Consider the following 19,031-nt stretch of genomic DNA (forward strand, 5'->3'; position numbering starts at 1 on the left):
AGGCGGCGCGCATACCCTGATCGGTGGTCGTTAACCGTCGGACTTCGCGGTCTGCTCCCGGACATCCCCGGCGATCGCCACCCAACGGCAACCCGGCCGGGAGAAAATGACGTCTCGGAGGTCGGGCGGCGAGGCGGGGGCGGGTGACATGGCAGCTGCGCGCGGCGTGTCGGGAAGCCACCGCCGGCCGGGCCCCGCCCCGCACCGTGCGGTACGGAGCTGGCAGGGCTTCCTGCTCGGCGGCAGCCTCGTAACGGCCGCCGCCGCGTTCGCCACGCCGGCCGGCCGGGAGGCCACCTACGCGCTGCTGTGCCTGGCAGTCATCGGTGCCGTGGTCGCCGGCGTCCGGCAGCACCGGCCCGCGCGTCCGCTGGGCTGGTGGCTGCTGGCCGCCGGTATGGCCTGCGGCGCGGTCGCGCACAGCTGGTGGGCGTTCGGGCCACCCACAACGGTGCTGAACGCGGTGGTCACCTGGACCGATGTCGTCTACTTCTCGATGTATCTCCTGGTCGCCGCGGCCGTGGCGGTGCTGTCGGCGTCCCGGCGCCGAGGTGCGGCGCTGGCGGGCATGAGCGAGGCGGGCATCGTGGCGTGCACCGCTGTGGTGCTCGCCTGGGTGTTCCTGCTGGACCCGTTCCTGCACGACCGCGACGACTGGTCGGCCGGTGCCGCCGTGCTCGCGTACCCGTTCCTGGACCTGCTCGTCCTCACCATGGTGGTCCGCCTGCGCTTCACCACGCGGGCGCTGAGCCGCGCCCAGCAGCTTCTCGTGCTGGCCGTGGTCGTGGTGCTGGCCGCGGACGTGGCCTACATCGTCGCCGTGATGGCCGGCGGCCAGTGGGCCGGATCGACCTTCAGCGCCGCCGGCTGGCTGATGTTCCTGGTGCTGCTGGGCGCCGCCGCCCTGCACCCCTCCATGGCGCTCGGGCCCGGCACCGGCGTGGGCCGCCCGCCGCCGGGCAACGGCCGATGGACGGTGGCCGGTCTGCTGACCGTCGTGCTGATCGGCCCGGTAGCCACCTGCTACGCCCTGCTGGCGGACATCGCGGAGGGCGAGCTGGACCGGATCGACGTCGTGCTGCCGCTCGGTGCCACCGCGATCACCGCCGTCCTGCTCGTCGCCCGGCTGACCGGGGCCAGCGCCCTGGCCCGGCGGCGCGCGGACGAGCTGCAGGAGGCCGTGGAGTACCAGGCCACCCTGCAACGGGAGATGAGTCATCTCGCCCTGCACGATTCCCTGACCGGACTGCCCAACCGCCTGCACCTGGACCGCGAGCTGCGCGGGCTGCTGCACGGCGACGAGCCGGGCTGCCTGCTGCTGCTGGACGTCGACGGCTTCAAGCACATCAACGAAAGCCTGGGCCATCCGATCGGGGACGCGCTGCTGGTCGCCATCGCGCAGCGGTTGCGCTACACGGTGGGGCCCGGCGCGCTGCTCGCCCGGCTCGGCGGCGACGAGTTCGCCGTGCTGATGCCGTGCGGGGACGCCGGCACGGTGGACAGCCGGTGCGCGGAGATCCTGGCCGCGGTGCGCCGCCCCGCCGACATCCACGGCCACCGGCTGCACGTGACGATCAGCATCGGGGTACGCCGGCTGGCCGGCTCGGCCGGCAGCACCGACGCGCTCAGCGACGCCGACCTGGCCCTGTACGAGGCCAAGGCCGCGGGCCGGGACCGGGCGGTGACCTACGACGCCGGCCTGCGCGAGCGGCAGCTGGAGCGCACCGAGCTGGTCGAACGGCTGCGCGCGGCACTCACCGCCGAGCAGTTCACCGTGTACTACCAACCGATCGTCACGCTCGGCACCGGCGGGTTCGACGCGGTCGAGGCGCTGGTGCGCTGGTTCCCGGCGCCGGGCGAGCTCATCGGCCCGGACCGGTTCATCCCGGCCGCCGAGGACAGCGGTCTCATCGTCGCCCTCGGCGAGTGGGTGCTGCGGCAGGCCTGCCGGGACGCCGCCGGCTGGCACCGGCAGCACGGTACGGCGGTGACCGTCAACGTCTCGCCCCGCCAGCTCATGGAGCCCGACTACGCGGCCACGGTCGGCCGGGCGCTGCGCGACTCCGGGCTGCCTCCGGCGGCGCTGATCCTGGAGATCACCGAGGGCATGCTGGTCGGCGCGGCGAACCAGGAGGACCGGACCATCGCGCAGCTGAGCGCGCTGCGCCGCCAGGGGGTCCGGGTCGCCGTCGACGACTTCGGCACCGGGTACTCCTCGCTGGCGTACCTGCGCGACCTGCCCATCGACATCCTCAAGATCGACCGGTCGTTCCTGCCGTCCGGCGAGCCCGGCGCGGCCGACCGTCAGCTGTCCTTCGTGCGGACCATCGTCGACCTCGCGCACAACCTGCGGCTGGCCGCGGTCGCCGAGGGGGTCGAGACCCCGGCCCAGGTCGCCCTCCTGCGCGAGCTGGGCTGCGACAAGGGCCAGGGCTACCACTTCGGGCGGCCGCGCAACGCCGCCGAGACGACCGAGGTCCTGGCCGCCGCCCAGCTCACGGCCGCTTTGCCGGTCGGTGCATGACGCGGTGTCACCGGGGTAGTCGCCCGCCATGACGAGCCAGATCCACACCTTCCTGCGCGGGCACCGGGACGACATCGTCGACGAGCTGATCGGCTGGGTACGCCTGCGGTCGGTGGCCGGCGTGCCGGAGCACGAGCCCGAGCTGACCCGGTCGGCCAACTGGCTGGCCGCGGCGCTGCGCAGCACCGGGTTCCCGACCGTGGAGGTCTGGCCGGTCGAGGGAGCACCGGCGGTCTACGCCGAGTGGTGCGCCGCCCCGGGAGCGCCGACCGTGCTGATCTACAGCCACCACGACGTCCGGGCGGCCAAGGACGAGCTCTGGGACGAGACAGCCCCGTTCGAGCCGGTGGTACGCGACGGCCGGGTCTACGGGCGCGGCACTTCTGACGCCAAGGGCCAGGTGCTCAGCCACCTCTGGGGCATCCGGGCCCACCTCGCCGCGACCGGCCGCGCGGCGCCCGCGGTCAACCTGAGGATCATCGTCGAGGGGGAGGAGGAGGCCGGCTCGGCCCACCTTGCCGAGCTGATCGAGAAGAACCGGGAGCGGCTGGCCGCCGATCTGGTGGTCTTCTCCGACACGCTCACCTGGCGCGCCGACCACCCGGCGGTGTGCACCAGCATCCGCGGCATGGTCATGGCCGAGCTCGAGGTGTACGGACCCCGCCGCGACGTGCACAGCGGCGCCGCTTCCGGGCCCGCGCCCAACGCCGCCGTGGAGCTGTCCCGGCTGCTGGGCGCCCTGCACGACGACAAGGGCAGGCTGACGCTCCCGGGGTTCTACGACGAGGTCGCCGAGCCGTCCGAACGCCGCCGCGCCGAGCTCGCCGCCCTGCCGTTCACCGAGCAGGACTGGCTGGAGCGCTCCGAGACCCGCAGTGTCACGGGGGAGGCCGGCTACACCGTGCTGGAGAAACTCTGGACGCGTCCCGCGGCCGAGATCATCAGCATGGTCGCGGGCGATCCGGTCGGCGTCACCCGTTCCGCGATCCCGGCGGTGGCCTCCGCGACCATCAGCATCCGTACGGTGGCCGGCCAACGGTGCGACGACGTGGCCGGACAGCTGCGGCGCTGGGTCGCCGACACGATCAGCGGCACCGTGGACCATCGGCTGACCGTGGCCGAGGAGACGATGCAGGAGCCGTACGAGACACCGCAGGATCTGCCGGCGCTGGACGCGCTGGCGGCTGCGGTCGAGGACGGCTTCGGCGTACCGGCCGGGCGGATGGGCAACGCCGGGGGTGGGCCCGCCGAGCTGCTGGCCCGGGAGCTGGACGCCCCGGTGCTGTTCTTCGGCGTCGGGCTGCCCGAGGACCGGTGGCACGACAGCGACGAGCGGGTGTCCATCGACATGCTGGTCAACGGGGCGGCGACGCTCGCGTACCTGTGGCAGCGCCTCGCCTGACGGTGTGCCTGAGCCGCGATTCGCCGGAACCGGGGGTGTAGGCCGGTGACGAGCGGGAATCCGGCGGCATGGCTCGGGTGACGAATGCGGCGGTCGCCGCGTCCAGCGAATGGGTGGCGCCGGAGGGTGTCCGGCAGCCGGGCGGCGAGGTGCACGCGTGGCTGCCCGGCACGAACCAGACGGTCTGCGGGCTGGCCCTGAGCCGGACGCGGCTGCGGCGCTTCCCGCACGTCCGGTTCGACTTCCGGGCCACCGACGTGGTGACCGGTAGCGACGAGGTCCGGTTCATCTGCCCGCGGTGTGTCGCGGCGACCACCCGGCGCGGCGAACGCTCCTGGACCAGGACCTCCCCGCGACCCTGACCGACTTACGGATGAGCGCTTCTCAGCCGACACGGCAAAAAGACTCATACTTTCGGCTAGTCATAGCTCCACTCTTCGGCTACGGTCTACTGCATCGGTCAAGAAGGCGCCGAGATCACCACCATGCGATGTCCCTGTCGCGGTGCGGACCTCACGCCTCTTGACGTCCAGATGCGTTCCTCCCTCCGCCGCGGCAGTCCGCGGGTGGTCCGGCAACGGATGCCCACGACGCAGCGTTCGAGAAGAGGAACCATCATGTACGCACCTGCCACGAGGCCGATCCACTCCCGCCGTCCGTCCGACCCCGGCGACGTCGCGTCGGAGGAGCGGGCCGTGGAGCTCATCGCGGCCCTGGCGCGCACCCCGGAGGGTGCCCCGGCGCGACGGCGGCTGCGGGACGAGACCATCGAGGCCTGGCTGCCGATGACCCGGCGCCTGGCCCGCCGCTACGCCGGCCGTGGCGAGCCGCTGGACGACCTGGTCCAGGCGGCGACCGTCGGCCTGATCAAGGCCATCGACCGGTTCGACGCCGAGGTCGGCGTCGACTTCACGGTCTTCGCGATCCCCACCATCCTCGGCGAGATCAAGCGGCACTTCCGCGACCGCGCGTGGGCCATCCGGGTCCCGCGGCGGCTGCAGGAGATGCGGATGGCCATCAGCGACGCCGGTACGGTGCTCTCCCACAGCCTCGGGCGGGCCCCCACGGTCGCCGACATCGCCGCCTACCTCAAGGTCAGCGAGGAGGAGGTGCTCGAAGGTCTGGAGGGTGCCCGCGCGTACAGTGCGACCTCGCTCTCCACGCCGGTCGGCACCGAGAGCGGCACGCTGGAGCTCGGCGACACGCTGGGGGCCGAGGACGACGACTACGCCCGGACCGAGCTGCACCTGAGCCTGGGGCCGGCGATGAAGTGCCTCACCGAGCGGGAGCGGACCATCGTGACCTTGCGTTTCTTCGGCAACCAGACCCAGACCCAGATCGCCACTCAGATCGGGGTGTCGCAGATGCACGTGTCCCGGCTGCTGTCGGCGGCGCTGCTGAAGCTGCGTACCCGGCTCGGCCCGGACGCCTGCTGATCCACCCGGTGAGAGGCCCGGCGGCTGCGGCGCCGGGCCGGCACCACCGTCGGGACGGGACGGTCCCGCTCGTGCAGCATCTCCGGCCTCCCGGCCGCAGGGAGCAGCGCGCCTACCCTACCGGTGCGCATCCAAACCCGTCGATTGCCGATCGCCGGTTAGAAGCTCCCGCGGCTGGGTAGGCGGCCGTCACCCGTACGGTGGAGGAGTAGGCATGACTGCTGTCACCCCGCGTCCGATCGTGACCCGGCCGTGGCCGGTCCGGCGCCAGGTCCGCGGCTCGGCGCTGGCCCGCATGCTGCGCACCACGGACGCGAAGCAGATCGGGATCATGTACATGACCACGGCCTTCGTGTTCTTCCTGATCGGCGGGCTGATGGCGCTGATCATGCGGGCCGAGCTGGCCCGGCCGGGCATGCAGGTGCTCTCACCCGAGCAGTACAACCAGCTGTTCACCATGCACGGCACGATCATGCTGCTGTTCTTCGCGACGCCGATCGTGTTCGCCTTCGCCAACTTCGTGGTGCCGATCCAGATCGGCGCGCCCGATGTGGCCTTCCCCCGGCTGAACTCGTTCGCCTACTGGCTCTACCTGTTCGGCGGCCTCATCGCGATCGGGGCCTTCCTCACGCCCACCGGTGCGGCGGACTTCGGCTGGACGGCATACACGCCGCTGAGCACCTCGCTGCACTCGCCGGGCGTGGGCGGCAACATGTGGGTCGTCGGCCTGGCGCTCTCCGGCCTGGGCACGATCCTCGGTGGCGTCAACATGATCACCACCATCCTGACGCTGCGGGCGCCCGGCATGACGATGTTCCGGATGCCGATCTTCACGTGGAACATCCTGATCACCAGCCTGCTGGTCATCGCGATCTTCCCGTTCCTGGCCGCGGCGTTGTTCGCGCTGGCCGCCGACCGCGTGCTGGGAGCCCACGTCTTCGACGTGGACACCGGCGGTCCGATGCTCTGGCAGCATCTGTTCTGGTTCTTCGGCCACCCCGAGGTGTACGTCGTGGCGCTGCCGTTCTTCGGCATCGTCACCGAGGTCGTACCGGTCTTCAGCCGCAAGCCGGTCTTCGGCTACAAGGGCCTGGTCGGGGCCACGATCCTCATCGGGATGCTGTCGTTCAGCGTGTGGGCGCACCACATGTTCGCCACCGGCCAGGTGCTGCTGCCGTTCTTCAGCCTGCTGAGTTTCCTCATCGCCGTGCCGACGGGCATGAAGTTCTTCGTCTGGATCGGCACGATGTGGCGCGGGCAGATCAGCCTCGAGTCACCGATGCTGTTCGCGATCGGCTTCATGGTCACCTTCCTGCTGGGCGGACTGACCGGGGTGCTGCTGGCCTCCCCGCCGATCGACTTCCACGTGCACGACAGCTACTTCGTGGTGGCGCACTTCCACTACGTGCTGTTCGGCACGATCGTGTTCGCGGTGTTCTCGGGCATCTACTTCTGGTTCCCGAAGATGTTCGGCCGGATGCTCGACGACCGCCTCGGCAAGATCCACTTCTGGCTGACCTTCCTCGGCTTCCACCTGACCTTCCTGGTGCAGCACTGGCTGGGCGCGGAGGGCATGCCGCGGCGGTACGCCGACTACCTCGCGGACGACGGCTTCACCGCCCTCAACACCGTCTCGACCATCGGCTCCTTCATCCTGGGCGCCTCCACGCTGCCGTTCCTCTACAACGTCTGGCATTCGTACCGGGCCGGTGTGCTCGTCACGGCGAACGACCCGTGGGGTCACGGCAACTCCCTGGAATGGGCCACCACGAGCCCGCCGCCGTTGCGCAACTTCGACAAGATGCCGCGGATCCGCTCGGAGCGCCCGGCCTTCGACGCGAAGTTCCCCGAGCTGGCCGCCGGTGGGCAGTCCGAGGCCGGACCGCCCGAAGGCGGTGCCCGCCCGTTGACCAGCGAGTCCGACAGCGGCGCCCGGTACCGGGAGAACCAGGACCACCGGCTCGAAGAAGGCCGGTAGGCCGCGGCCGACACGAACCGGCGGTGGGCTTAGCAGCCCACCGCCGGTTCCTGTGTGCTCAGCGGCAGGAGGACAGTCCCTCGAGGACCCCGCCGCGGTACGCGCCGATCCGGTCGAAGGCACTGGCGCCCTGCGGGGATCCGGCCCGGCCGAAGGCCAGCAGCGCGGCCACCGCCTCGTCGAGATCGCCGGGAGACAACCGGATCCCCTCCGCGGGATCGCGGGTCAGCAGACTGTTCGTCCACGACCCGGTGAAGCAGTCCACCGCGAGCTGGCCGGCCCGGTCCTCGTTCTGCGCACCCCGGCGGTCCTGGACCGCCCGGGCGAACAGATCCCCGAGCATCATGCCCACCGCGTTGTCCCCGATGCGCTGGTACAACTGCTGCCCGAGCCGCTGGTCGTCGAAGGCGATGAAGTCGCCCTCCGGGCAGTAGAAGGCCGAACCGCCGGCGGACGCGTCCGGGACCGGGCAGGCCGGCGCCGAGCCGCTCTCGAACGCCTGCACCTGCAGGGTCTCCCAGGGCCGGCCGGTGAGCTGGGGATACACCCTGGCCCAGTACGCCTGCGCGTCCTTGCTGAGAGCGTCGACCGCCTCCGCGTACGGCAGGTCCCCGCCCGTCGCCGCCTCCTCCTGGGTGCTGAAAGGCACCTCGGTGACCGGCACGTTGTCCGCCCGGTAGCCGACGCAGAGCGACACGCCCTTCTCCACCCCGTCCTGCATGGCCCGGATCCGGTCGAAGGCGTTGCCGTGTGCCTGCGGGTTCTGCGCCGCGGTGCCCGGCTCGTCGCGCAGCAGCAGCATCCCGGCGACCGTGTTGTCGAGCTGGGCCGGGGTGACGCCGGTGAATGCCGTCGACCGGCCGGCCAGCACGTCCGCGGTCCAGGCCCCGGCGAAGCAGTCGGCCTGCTGCTCCAGCACGACCGTGGGCTGCTCGGTGGCGCGCAACCGCGACTGGATCGCGTGCCCGTACTCGTGGGCCATGACGAACCCGACCAGCAACGGGCCGAAGTCGCTGTACAGCTGGGGGATCAGCGTCTCGGCGTCCCAGGCGATGAAATCGCCGGCCGGGCAGTAGAACGCGTTCGGCTGATACTCGGCGGCCTCGCCCCCGCAGGCCGGCGGCGGATCCGACCGGGTGTACGGGTGATAGCCGCCCTTGATCGGCGTGAAGGCCGACCCGTCGGCGATCCGCGGGTAGGCCGCCGACCAGAACCGCTCGACGTCCCGCAAGGCGCCGGAGACCACGTCACCGGGCACCGCGGTCGCCGACGCGTTGTTCATCCCGCCGAGGCCACCCGGCGGCGCCGGCCGCGCGGGCCCGGAGCCGCCGGACGAGACGACCACACAACCGGAGGCGGCGGCGACCAGCACTCCGGCGACCAGACCTCTGATGAACCTGTGCACGATCACTGTCGGGCCGCCGGCCGGTCAGGAGCCGTCGGACGCGGTACGCCCGCTCGGACCGTACGGCGAGGTCTGGCTCTCCGGGACCGGGCTGTCTTCGGTCCGGTCGTGGCTGCCACCCGGCGGGCTCGTCGGGTTCGCGTCCTCGGTGCGCTGCTTGCTGGTCGGCGACTCGCCGCTGCGGCGCAGTTCCGGCTGCTGGGGATTGGTCATGGTGTGCTCCTTTGCCGTTGCCGGAGCGCCTACCCGATCTGCTGCGGGATATGTATGCCCTGTGTCGCAGCGGTCCCCGCGACGTCGAACAGATCGGCGCCGTTCCATGCGGTCAGTGAGTGGCTGCAGGACGGCTGAGCCTTCTCCGGTGCGGCGGGCGGTCCTGTCAGCCGGCGCGGTGCAGCTGATGCTTGTCCGCGGTCAGCGTGACCACGCCCTCCTCGGCGGTCGTGGTCACGTCGGCGACCTGGGACCCGCCGGCGTACCAGGCCGTGGCCAGCAGGCCCGTCCCGCCGGCCCGCAGATAGCCCTCGGCCATCAGCCGGACCGCCTGCTCCTCCGGCACGTCGGGCCGGACCTCGGTGCCGGGCATCTCGACCGCCGTGACGGTGCCGACCTCATCGCCGGCCGCGTCGACGACGGTCATGCCGGTGCTCACCTGGGCGATCGGGAGGGGCCGGTCCGGCTCGCCGGGACCGGTGGATCGAAGTGGCTGCATGCCTGCCGGGTGCCCGGGGCGCGGCCGCGTCAAACCCGGGCAGAGGCTGCCCGGACGAGACGCCGGGCTGAGCGCGTACCCCTGGTCAGCCGGTCAGGCCGCAGTTGACCAGGCCCAGTTCCGCCCCGGCCGGGGTCTGCTCCGGCCGGGGCCGGGCCAGCCCGAACTGTTCCAGCAGGCCGGCGATCTGCAGGACCCGGTAGGTCATGGGGGTGGGGCTGCTCAGCAGCAGCCGGCATTCCAGCTGCCGGGCGTCGGCCTGGCAGCGCAGCAGCGCCTCGATGCCGGCGGCGTCCAGGAACGTCACGCCGGACACGTCCACGTCGATGTCGCGGGGCTGCTCCCGGCGCAGCAGGTCGATCAGGGACTGCTGCAGGTGCCGGGCGCTGACCTCGTCGATGTCACCGGAGAGCAGCAGCCGCAACGGGCCGTCGTCGTCCTCCGCGGGGCGGATCTCGATCAGCGGACACCGGTCGTCGTGCCGGGATGCGGCTGAGGCCTCGGCGAGCATGGAACCCTCCAGAAGATAGGCACCTACGGGGTGCCCTCCCTGTTGAAGGCTCGTCCTGCACCGTATCCCCGGACGGCGGCCGGTCACCGGCCCACGGACCGGTGAAGCAAGATCGTTCAGGAGCCCGGCGTCTGCTGGGCCCGGGCGACCAGTGCCGCGGCGACGTCGCGCAGCTTGCGGTTCGAGTCCTGGGACAGCTTGCTCATGATCCGGAACGCCTCGTCGGCGGTGCACCGGCGCTCGCCCATGATGATGCCCTTGGCCTGCTCGATGACGGCCCGGCTCTCCATTGCGGCCTGCATGTGCTGGGCCAGGGTGGCGGTGACGTCGTACAGGTGGGCGTTGGCCAGCGCCACGGCGGCATAACCGGCGAACGTCTGGGCCAGGATGATCGCGTCGTCGTCGAAGGTGTCGGGCTTGAGGGCGTAGACGTTGAGCGCCCCGCTCACCGTCTCGTGGATCGGCAGCCCGATAGACAAAGAGCTGTTGACCCCCGCCTCCCGGGCCCGGGCGGCCCAGTCCGGCCAGCGGCTCTCGGTGGCCATGTCCGGCAGCGAGAGGCTGTCACCCGACGTAGACGCGTCCAGGCAGGGGCCGTGGCCCTTCTTGTACTGCGATTCGTCCAGCGCGACCGCGAGATCGCCCGTAAAGGCGGCGGTGTACGCGCCTTTGCCCCGGACCAGGGTCACGGAGACCTCGTCGGTGCCGGGGATGGTGCGCTGGGCCAGCTGGGCGATCCGGTTGAGTACGCCATCGACGTCGGTCTCGCTCAGCTTGATCCGGCCGAGCTCGGCGAACGCGTCGGTCGGATCCAGGGGTCGTCTGTCGTTCATGAGCTATGCGTCCTCGGGTTGTGCACGTCACCGCGTCGCCGGTGCGGGATCGTGCTCTGATCACTTCAGGACTCCCGGGATCGGACTCCGGGGTCACGCCGCTTCCTGACGCTCGCGCCGTCGCCGGTCGGGCGGGGGGACGCAGAGGTCCAGGGTAGCGGTCCCCGGGGTTTTCGCAGCAGAGCCGTGGAGGCTCCGACCTCAGAAAGTCCGCTGGTACAGCGAGCAGCCGCGGCAGACCTCCGGCGGTTCGCCGCCGGACAACCGGCGGCGGAAATCCCGGTACGGATCCCCGTGCCAGATCTCCGGGAAGCTCTGTTCCCCGAGGTGGCCCAGCGTGACCCGGTCGTCGCCCATGACCATGCAACAGGGCTGCACGACCCCCGCGCTCGTGATGTAGGCGGCTTCCCACGGCCACGAGCACCCGCGCCCCCGTACCGGCTCGGTCTGCGGGGCCGGTCCCAGCGCCGGGAGCCGCAGCTTGAGCCCGTGCTCGCGGGCCAGCCGGGCCGCCTCGGCGAACATCCCGGCCGCCCGTTCGAGGTCGGCCCCGGTCCAGAGTGCCTGGTCGGCCGTGAAGGTGCGGATGCCTTCGTACCGGCCGGCCGGATCGGTGTCGGAGAAGCTGTGCGACAGGTTCTGCACGTGCAGTTCGTCGACGCCGATCCCGCCCAGCAGAGTGACCAGGGCGGGCAGCTCACCCACGTTGTCGCGCATCGCGACGAAGACCACCCGGATCCACGGGGTGCTGCTGTCCGCCTCCCGCTTCGCCCGGACCAGCCCGGCCAGGTTGGCGATGACGGTGTCGAAGCTCGCGCCGTCGCGGATGGCCTCGTAGGCGCCGGCGTGGGCGCCGTCCAGGGAGACGTGCAGCCAGTCGACCCGGCTCTCGACCAGCTCCCGGGCGCGCCGGGCGGTGAGCAGGGTGGCGTTGGTGTTGAAGCCGACGGTGATCCGGCGTTGCACCGCGGTCCGGATCATCTCCGGCAGGTGCGGCGACAGCAGCGGCTCGCCGAGACCCTGCAGCGTCAGCCGGCGCAGCCCGGGCACCTCGCCGACCAGCCGGTGGAACAGGGGGAGCGCCATGGCCCCGGCCAGCTTGTTCACCGGCGGGCGGTACCGCACCAGGCACATCATGCAGCGCAGATTGCACGCGGAAGTGATCTCCAGCTGCAGGTGCGAGGGCAGCGGTGGCGCCTCGAGGGTGGCCGGCATGGGCGGCGAGTGCCCAGCAATGCCCGGAAGAAACGTTCATGCGGCCCGGTGGTCGCCGGGCGCGTCGGAAGGGCTACTTTGATAGAGGGTCAAGCCATGTGCCCGTCGATTTTACTGGCGGGAGAGGTATGTCCAATTCTGGTCGGGTATCGCGCCGGTCGGCCCCCGGAGTAACCGGTGTCCCGGCCGCGGACGACGGCATTCCCGCTCCCACCGCCAGCGCCCGGGTCATCGCCCAGGACGGCTCGGTCATCGCCACCGTCACGCGACGATCGCGTCCCGCCGAGCCCGGCGAGCCGGGTCCCGAGGTGGTCGTCGGCATCCAGGGTGACGTCGACCTCGACACGGCCCCCTTGGCCCAGGCCACCCTGCTCCAGGCGCTGGACGGCGCCGAGCGGGTCTGCCTCGACCTGAGCGAGGTGCGCTTCTTCGGCGCCGCCGGGGTCCGCGTCGTCCTCACCGCCCAGCAGCACGCGGCCCCGCTGGGCCGGACCTTGCGGCTCAGCGGCGTGCACGGCATCACCGAACGGATTCTCGCTCTCACCGGGGTGTATCCGCGGGACTGAACACGGCACCGCGGTTCCTTCCGGCTCAGCTATCATCTTGTCAGCCGCCGGCACCCCTTCGGGTGCGGGCGGTCCGGCGTCAAGCAGCGGCGCGGGTTCAGGGTTCCACCGTCCCTGGACAGGTAGTCCGTCCACTCCGCACGGCCGCCTCCCCGGGGCGGCAGCGTGCCCGCTGCAGGGAAACAGACGTACATGGCTCAGCAATTCACCGACCCGGCGTCCGCCTTCGCGGAGTTCGGGCGGATCAAGCTCGGCGAGACGGATCTGCACGGCGTCCTGACCCGCGTCGCCGAGCTGGCGCGGCGCACGCTGCCGGGCGCGGACGAGGTCTCGATCACCCTGGTGCGGGACGGCCGCCCGTACACCGCGGCGTACACCGGCGAGATAGCGCTGCAGCTCGACGAACGGCAGTACGAGCGCGAGGCGGGCCCCTGCCTGCAGGCTGCCGCGGACAAGATCACCGTTTCCGTCCCGGACACGGCCGGCGACTCCCGCTGGGACGGCTGGGCTCCCAAGGCTGCCGCCGCCGGCGTGGGCAGCGTGCTCTCGGTCGGCCTGCCAATCCTGGAGAGCGTCAGCGGCGCGGTGAACATCTACGGTCTGCGCCCGCGCGCGTTCGACGACGACGCGGTCCAACTCGCCCAGCAGTTCGCCGGCTACGCGACGGTCGCCCTGGCCAACGCGCACCTGCACGACAGCACGACCAATCTGGCCCAGCACATGCAGGCGGCGATGGAGAGCCGCGCGGTCATCGAGCAGGCCAAGGGCATCATCATGGGCGAGCGCCGGTGCAGCGCCGACGAGGCCTTCGCCGTCCTCACCAAGATCTCGCAGGACTCCAACCGCAAACTGCGGGACGTCGCGGCGGCCCTGGTCGCCCGGGTCGAGAGCGGCTCGGCGCCCTGAGAAAGATCGCTGCCCGCACGCCGTGCGGGGCACCGGGGGGTCGTCTAAGGTCGATCGCATGGGAGTCCGCACCTGGATCGGGCACTGGCCGGTCTACCGGCAGCTGACCGGCACCGACCCGCTGGGCCGGGGCGCCGCGGCGCAGTCCGACCGGTCGAAGTCGCTGACCGCGCGCACCGAGACGGCCGACTCCATGGCCCGGTCCGTGTGCCCCTACTGCGCGGTGGGCTGCGGGCAGCGGATCTTCGTCAAGGACGGCAAGGTCGTCCAGATCGAGGGCGACCCGGACAGCCCCATCTCCAAGGGCCGGCTGTGCCCCAAGGGCTCGGCCAGCAAGAGCCTGGTCACCAGCGACCGCCGCCAGCAGAAGGTGCTGTACCGGCGGCCCTACGGCACCGACTGGGAAGAGCTCGACCTGGACACCGCGATGACCATGATCGCGGACCGGGTGCTCGCCGCGCGCGAGCAGACCTGGGAGGACAACGACGCCGAGGGCCGTCCGCTCAACCGCACGCTCGGCTTCGCCAGCCTGGGCGGCGCCACCCTGGACAACGAAGAGAATTATCTGATCAAGAAGCTCTTCACCGCCATGGGCGCCCTCCAGATCGAGAACCAGGCCCGTATTTGACACTCCGCCACCGTTCCCGGTCTGGGAACCAGCTTCGGCCGTGGCGGGGCCACCGGATTCCTCCAGGATCTGGCCAACGCAGACTGCATCATCATCCAGGGCTCCAACATGGCGGAGGCCCACCCCGTGGGCTTCCAGTACGTGGTGGAGGCGAAGAAGCGCGGCGCGAAGATCATTCACGTCGACCCCCGGTTCACCCGCACCAGTGCCCTGGCGCACAGCTACGTCACGGTGCGGGCCGGCGCGGACATCGCGTTCCTGGGCGGGATCGTCAACTACATCCTCAGCAACTCCAAGGACTTCCGGGAGTACGTGGTCGCGTACACCAACGCGTCCATGATCGTCAGTGAGGACTTCCAGGACACCGAGGACCTCGGCGGGCTGTTCTCCGGATACGACCCCGAGACCAACGCGTACGACCAGACCTCGTGGGCGTACGAGGGTCAGCAGGACGACGAGGCAGCCACGCAGGACGAGGACGAAGCGGCGGTCGACCGGGAGACCGCCTCGGGCCTGGAGCAGGAGTCGCACGGCCCGCCGGTGCCCGCCGACGTGCCCCGCGACCCCACGCTGCAGCACCCCCGCTGCGTCTACCAGGTGCTCAAGCGGCACTACGCGCGCTACACCCCGGAGGTCGTGGAGCAGGTCTGCGGCGTCCCGCAGGACAAGTTCCTGGAGGTCTGCGAGGCATGGACGGCCAACTCCGGCCGTGAGCGCACCACCGCCCTGGTCTACTCGGTGGGCTGGACCCAGCACAGCGTCGGCGTGCAGTACATCCGCACCGGCGCGATCATCCAGCTGCTGCTGGGCAACATGGGCCGCCCGGGCGGTGGCGTGATGGCGCTGCGCGGGCACGCCAGCATCCAGGGCTCCACGGACATCCCGACCCTGTTCAACCTGCTGCCCGGCTACCTGCCCATGCCGCACTTCACCCAGCACGAGACGTTCCGGCAGTGGGTCGACGCCATCCGGCACCCGGAGCAGCAGGGCTTCTGGGCCAACGCGGAGTCGTACGCGGTCAGCCTGCTCAAGGCGTACTGGGGCGACGCGGCCACGGCCGAGAACGACTGGGGCTACGGCTGGCTGCCCCGCCTGACCGGCGACCACGGTACGTACCAGCAGGTCCTCGACATGATCGACGGCAAGATCAAGGGGTACTTCCTGCTCGGCCAGAACCCGGCCGTCGGCTCCGCCCACGGCAAGGCGCAACGCCTGGGCATGGCCAACCTCGACTGGCTGGTGGTCCGCGACCTGTTCATGATCGAGAGCGCCACCTTCTGGAAGGACGGCCCGGAGGTCGCCACCGGCGAGATCGTGCCGGAGGAGTGCAAGACCGAGGTGTTCTTCATGCCGGCGGCCTCGCACGCCGAGAAGGAGGGCACCTTCACCCAGACCCAGCGCATGCTGCAGTGGCGCGAGAAGGCGGTCGAGCCGCCGGGCGACTGCCGCTCCGAGCTGTGGTTCTTCTACCACCTGGGCCGCATCGTCCGGGAGCGGCTGGCGGAGTCCACTCTGCCGCGCGACCAGGGCCTGCTCAAGCTGACCTGGGACTACCCGCTGCACGGCGAGCGCGGTGACGAGCCCAGCGGCGAGGACGTGCTCAAGGAGATCAACGGCTACGACACCGCCACCGGCGAGCTGGTGCCCAACTTCACCTCGCTCAAGGCCGACGGCTCCACCGCCTGTGGGTGCTGGATCTACTCCGGCGTCTTCAAGGACGGCGTCAACCAGGCGGCCCGCCGCAAGCCCGGCTCGGAGCAGGACTGGGTGGCCCGGGAGTGGGGTTGGGCCTGGCCGTCGGACCGCCGCACGCTCTACAACCGCGCGTCGGCCGACCCGGACGGCAAGCCGTGGTCGGAGCGCAAGAAGTACGTCTGGTGGGACGAGGAGGCCGGCGAGTGGACCGGCTACGACGTGCCCGACTTCGAGAAGACCAAGCCGCCGTCGTACCGCCCGCCGGAGGGCGCGACCGGTGTCGAGGCCATCTCGGGCGACGACGCGTTCATCATGCAGGGCGACGGCAAGGGCTGGCTGTACGCGCCCAGCGGCCTGATCGACGGCCCGATGCCCACGCACTACGAACCGGTCGAGTCGACCGTGCGCAACCCGCTCTACCAGCAGCAGGCCAACCCGACCCGCAAGCTGTACGAGCGCGCCGACAACCTGACCAACCCCAGCGTCCCCGAGCCGCACTCCGAGGTCTTCCCGTACGTCTTCAGCACCAGCCGGCTCACCGAGCACCACACCGCCGGGGGCATGAGCCGGCAGCTCGCGTACCTGTCGGAACTGCAGCCGGAGATGTTCGTCGAGGTCTCCCCGGAGCTGGCCGCGGAACGCGGGCTGGAGCACCTGGGCTGGGCGCACATCGTGACCGCCCGGGCGGCGATCGAGGCGCGGGTGATGGTGACCGACCGGCTCACCCCGCTGCGCATCGACGGCCGGGTCATCCACCAGCTCTGGCTGCCGTACCACTGGGGTGGTGAGGGTCTGGTCACCGGCGACTCCGCCAACGACCTGATCGGCATCACGCTCGACCCGAACGTGCTCATCCAGGAGAGCAAGGTCGGCACCTGCGACATCCAGCCGGGCCGGCGCCCGACCGGGCCGCAGCTGCTGGAGTACGTCGTCGGCTACCGCCGGCGGGCCGGTCTCGCGCCGGACCACCACACCCCCATGCTGACCGGGAACGAGCCGGAGGAGCCCGGATAATGGCCGGACCGAACAGCCTCTACGGCCCGTTGGATCCCGCGCCCGACGCGGGTTACGTCGACGCGCCACCGCGGATGGGCTTCTTCACCGACACCAGCGTCTGCATCGGCTGCAAGGCGTGCGAGGTGGCCTGCAAGGAGTGGAACCTGATCCCGGACGACGGGTTCAACCTGCTCGGTCAGTCGTACGACAACACCGGCGGCCTGACCGCGAACTCGTGGCGGCACGTCGCGTTCATCGAGCAGCCGGTGGCCGACCGCGGCGGATCGACCGACACGCCGGGCGCGTTCGCCGGCCTGCCGGTCGGCCCGTCGGTCAGTGCGCACACCGCCGTGGTCGCGGCCGGTTCGGGCCAGGACATGGGTACGGACCCCGGCATCCCGCCCGCGGTCGACGCGCTGGCGGCCGCGGCCACGATCGCACCGCCGCGCGCCGAGCCCCAGTTCCTCGGGATGCCGGGCACGGACCTTCCCGGCCGCACCCCGGACGCGCCGCGCAGCGACTTCCGTTGGCTGATGATGTCCAACGTCTGCAAGCACTGCACCCACGCCGCCTGCCTGGACGTCTGCCCGACCGGGGCGCTGTTCCGCACCGAGTTCGGCACGGTGGTGGTGCAGGAGGACATCTGCAACGGCTGCGGCTACTGCATTCCCGCCTGCCCGTACGGCGTGATCGACCAGCGCCAGGACGACGGCCGGGCCTGGAAGTGCACGATGTGCTACGACCGGATCGGTGACGGCATGACCCCGGCGTGCGCCAAGGCCTGCCCGACCGAGTCCATCCAGTACGGCGAGCTCGACGAGTTGCGGGCCCGCGCCCAGCACCGCGTGGAGAAGCTGCACGAGCAGGGCGTCGACTCCGCCCGCCTGTACGGCGAGAGCCCGGACGACGGCGTGGGCGGCGACGGCGCGTTCTTCCTGCTGCTCGACGAGCCCGAGGTGTACGGCCTGCCCCCGGACCCGATCGTGACCACCCGCGACCTGCCGGACATGTACAAGCGGGCCGGAATCGCGGCGCTGGCCATGGCCGCCACGGTGCTCGCGTCGTTCCTCGGACGGCGCGGATGAGGCCCCGCGAGGAGGCCGAACGCCCCCGCGACGACTCGGTCAGCCCGCCACCGGCCGGCCGGCCCGGCAGCGGCCTGGCCCGCGACGAGGCCCCCGGCGGCCCGGTCCGCGACGTGGCCCGCAAGGGACGCCGGCGCGGCGGCGGCCGGGGCGGGGACCGGTCGATGGTGCCGCCGGCGGAGTTCCGCTCGTACTACGGGCGGCCGATCGTCAAGGCCGCGGTCTGGCATCACGACATCGCCGCGTACCTGTTCACCGGGGGTCTGGCCGCGGGCTCCGCGCTGCTGGCCGCCGGCGGTGACGCCACCGGCCGCCCGGCCCTGCGCCGCGCCGGCCGGGTCGGCGCGCTGGGCGCGGTCCTGGCCAGCACGTACTTCCTGGTCAACGACCTCGGCCGGCCGGAACGGTTCCTGCACATGCTGCGGGTGGCCAAGCCGACCTCGCCGATGTCGATGGGCACCTGGATCTTCAGCGCCTTCGGCGTGACCGCGGGCGCGGCGGCGGTCGCCGAGGCGGCTCCGCTGCTACCGGAGCGGGGACTGCTCGGCGTGGCCCGCAAGCTGCTCCCACCGGTGGGCACAGCCGGGCAGTACGGCGCCGCGGTGTTCGCGCCCGCGCTGGCGACGTACACGGCGGTGCTGCTGGCCGACACCGCGACGCCGAGCTGGCATGCGGCGTACCAGGAACTGCCGTTCGTCTTCGCGGGCAGCGCGCTGGCCAGCGGGGCCGGGGTGGGCCTGCTGGCGGCCCCGGCCGAGCAGGCCGGCCCGGCCCGGCGGATGGCGGTCTTCGGGGCCGCGATGGAGCTGTACGGGGCGCACCGGGTGGAGACGACCAAGGGCATCCTCAGCGAGCCCTACACCGAGGGCAAGGCCGGCAAGCTGTTGCGGGCCGGCCGGGCGCTGACCGCGCTGGGGGTGGCCGGGGCGGTCCTGGGGCGCCGCAGCCGGGTGGTGTCGGCGCTGTCCGGGCTGTCGCTGCTGACGGCCTCGCTGGCGACCCGGTTCGGGATCTTCGAGGGCGGGCTGGCCTCGGCGCGCGATCCGAAGTACACGGTGGTGCCGCAGCGGGAGCGGCTGGCCCAGCGCGCCGCCTCGAACGGCAGTGACGGCGACGCGAAGACCCAGCAGCCGGGGTAG

15 protein-coding genes and 1 pseudogene are annotated in these 19,031 nt (G+C 71.6%); 10 read left to right on the forward strand and 6 right to left on the reverse strand.

The features are described from left to right. Positions 1-148: 148 nt before the first annotated feature. The 5 genes from Aau02nite_RS19695 (at position 149) to ctaD (ending at position 7,340) form a co-directional block, all read left to right on the forward strand. A complete protein-coding gene (locus Aau02nite_RS19695; protein WP_212989972.1) occupies positions 149-2,524 on the forward strand; it encodes a putative bifunctional diguanylate cyclase/phosphodiesterase in 2,376 nt (791 codons plus the stop codon). Between the two features lie 28 nt (positions 2,525-2,552). Then, on the forward strand, positions 2,553-3,926 hold the full coding sequence (locus Aau02nite_RS19700) for a M20/M25/M40 family metallo-hydrolase (RefSeq protein ID WP_212989973.1): 1,374 nt from the start codon (positions 2,553-2,555) through the stop codon (positions 3,924-3,926). Between the two features lie 68 nt (positions 3,927-3,994). Further along, entirely contained in the window at positions 3,995-4,288 is a 294-nt protein-coding gene (locus tag Aau02nite_RS19705) for a hypothetical protein (protein ID WP_212989974.1), read from the forward strand. 255 nt (positions 4,289-4,543) lie between these two features. Beyond that, positions 4,544-5,362, forward strand: a complete 819-nt coding sequence (locus Aau02nite_RS19710) for a SigB/SigF/SigG family RNA polymerase sigma factor (RefSeq protein ID WP_212989975.1) — start codon at positions 4,544-4,546, stop codon at positions 5,360-5,362. A 214-nt stretch (positions 5,363-5,576) separates the two neighbouring features. Beyond that, positions 5,577-7,340, forward strand: a complete 1,764-nt coding sequence (ctaD, locus tag Aau02nite_RS19715) for an aa3-type cytochrome oxidase subunit I (RefSeq protein WP_212989976.1) — start codon at positions 5,577-5,579, stop codon at positions 7,338-7,340. A 58-nt stretch (positions 7,341-7,398) separates the two neighbouring features. On the opposite strand, the gene Aau02nite_RS19720 is transcribed toward ctaD, so the two are convergent. The 6 genes from Aau02nite_RS19720 to Aau02nite_RS19745 form a co-directional block, all read right to left on the reverse strand. Continuing rightward, the gene (locus Aau02nite_RS19720; protein WP_212989977.1) at positions 7,399-8,745 is read right to left on the reverse strand and encodes a neutral zinc metallopeptidase; all 1,347 of its coding nucleotides are present in this window, start codon (positions 8,743-8,745) and stop codon (positions 7,399-7,401) included. Positions 8,746-8,769: 24 nt separating this feature from the next. Beyond that, positions 8,770-8,958 carry a hypothetical protein gene (locus Aau02nite_RS19725; protein WP_212989978.1) on the reverse strand — a complete coding sequence of 63 codons (189 nt, stop codon included), beginning with the start codon at positions 8,956-8,958 and terminating at the stop codon, positions 8,770-8,772. 166 nt (positions 8,959-9,124) lie between these two features. Beyond that, positions 9,125-9,457, reverse strand: a complete 333-nt coding sequence (locus Aau02nite_RS19730; RefSeq protein ID WP_212989979.1) for a hypothetical protein — start codon at positions 9,455-9,457, stop codon at positions 9,125-9,127. Between the two features lie 85 nt (positions 9,458-9,542). Then, the gene (locus tag Aau02nite_RS19735) at positions 9,543-9,968 is read right to left on the reverse strand and encodes an STAS domain-containing protein (protein ID WP_212989980.1); all 426 of its coding nucleotides are present in this window, start codon (positions 9,966-9,968) and stop codon (positions 9,543-9,545) included. Positions 9,969-10,084: 116 nt separating this feature from the next. After that, entirely contained in the window at positions 10,085-10,801 is a 717-nt protein-coding gene (locus Aau02nite_RS19740; RefSeq protein ID WP_212989981.1) for a GAF and ANTAR domain-containing protein, read from the reverse strand. A 201-nt stretch (positions 10,802-11,002) separates the two neighbouring features. Further along, positions 11,003-12,016: a radical SAM protein gene (locus Aau02nite_RS19745; protein WP_212989982.1), complete on the reverse strand. Its 1,014-nt coding sequence runs from the start codon at positions 12,014-12,016 to the stop codon at positions 11,003-11,005. Positions 12,017-12,144: 128 nt separating this feature from the next. Between Aau02nite_RS19745 and Aau02nite_RS19750 the strand changes: the two genes are divergently transcribed. The 5 genes and pseudogenes from Aau02nite_RS19750 to nrfD all read left to right on the forward strand — a co-directional run bounded on the left by Aau02nite_RS19750 (position 12,145) and on the right by nrfD (position 19,031). After that, complete coding sequence (locus Aau02nite_RS19750; protein ID WP_212989983.1) at positions 12,145-12,582, forward strand: STAS domain-containing protein; 438 nt, start codon at positions 12,145-12,147, stop codon at positions 12,580-12,582. 192 nt (positions 12,583-12,774) lie between these two features. After that, positions 12,775-13,488, forward strand: a complete 714-nt coding sequence (locus Aau02nite_RS19755) for a GAF and ANTAR domain-containing protein (RefSeq protein ID WP_212989984.1) — start codon at positions 12,775-12,777, stop codon at positions 13,486-13,488. Positions 13,489-13,546: 58 nt separating this feature from the next. After that, positions 13,547-16,798, forward strand: a pseudogene (gene fdh / locus Aau02nite_RS19765) (formate dehydrogenase); the annotation flags it as partial. A gap of 26 nt (positions 16,799-16,824) precedes the next feature. Beyond that, positions 16,825-17,892, forward strand: coding sequence for a 4Fe-4S dicluster domain-containing protein (locus Aau02nite_RS19770; RefSeq protein WP_212989986.1), 1,068 nt, complete (start codon positions 16,825-16,827; stop codon positions 17,890-17,892). After that, on the forward strand, positions 17,889-19,031 hold the full coding sequence (gene nrfD, locus Aau02nite_RS19775) for an NrfD/PsrC family molybdoenzyme membrane anchor subunit (protein WP_212989987.1): 1,143 nt from the start codon (positions 17,889-17,891) through the stop codon (positions 19,029-19,031). Before Aau02nite_RS19770 ends, nrfD begins: the two co-directional genes overlap by 4 nt.

This window comes from Actinoplanes auranticolor, from assembly GCF_018332655.1.
GTDB lineage: Bacteria > Actinomycetota > Actinomycetes > Mycobacteriales > Micromonosporaceae > Actinoplanes > Actinoplanes auranticolor.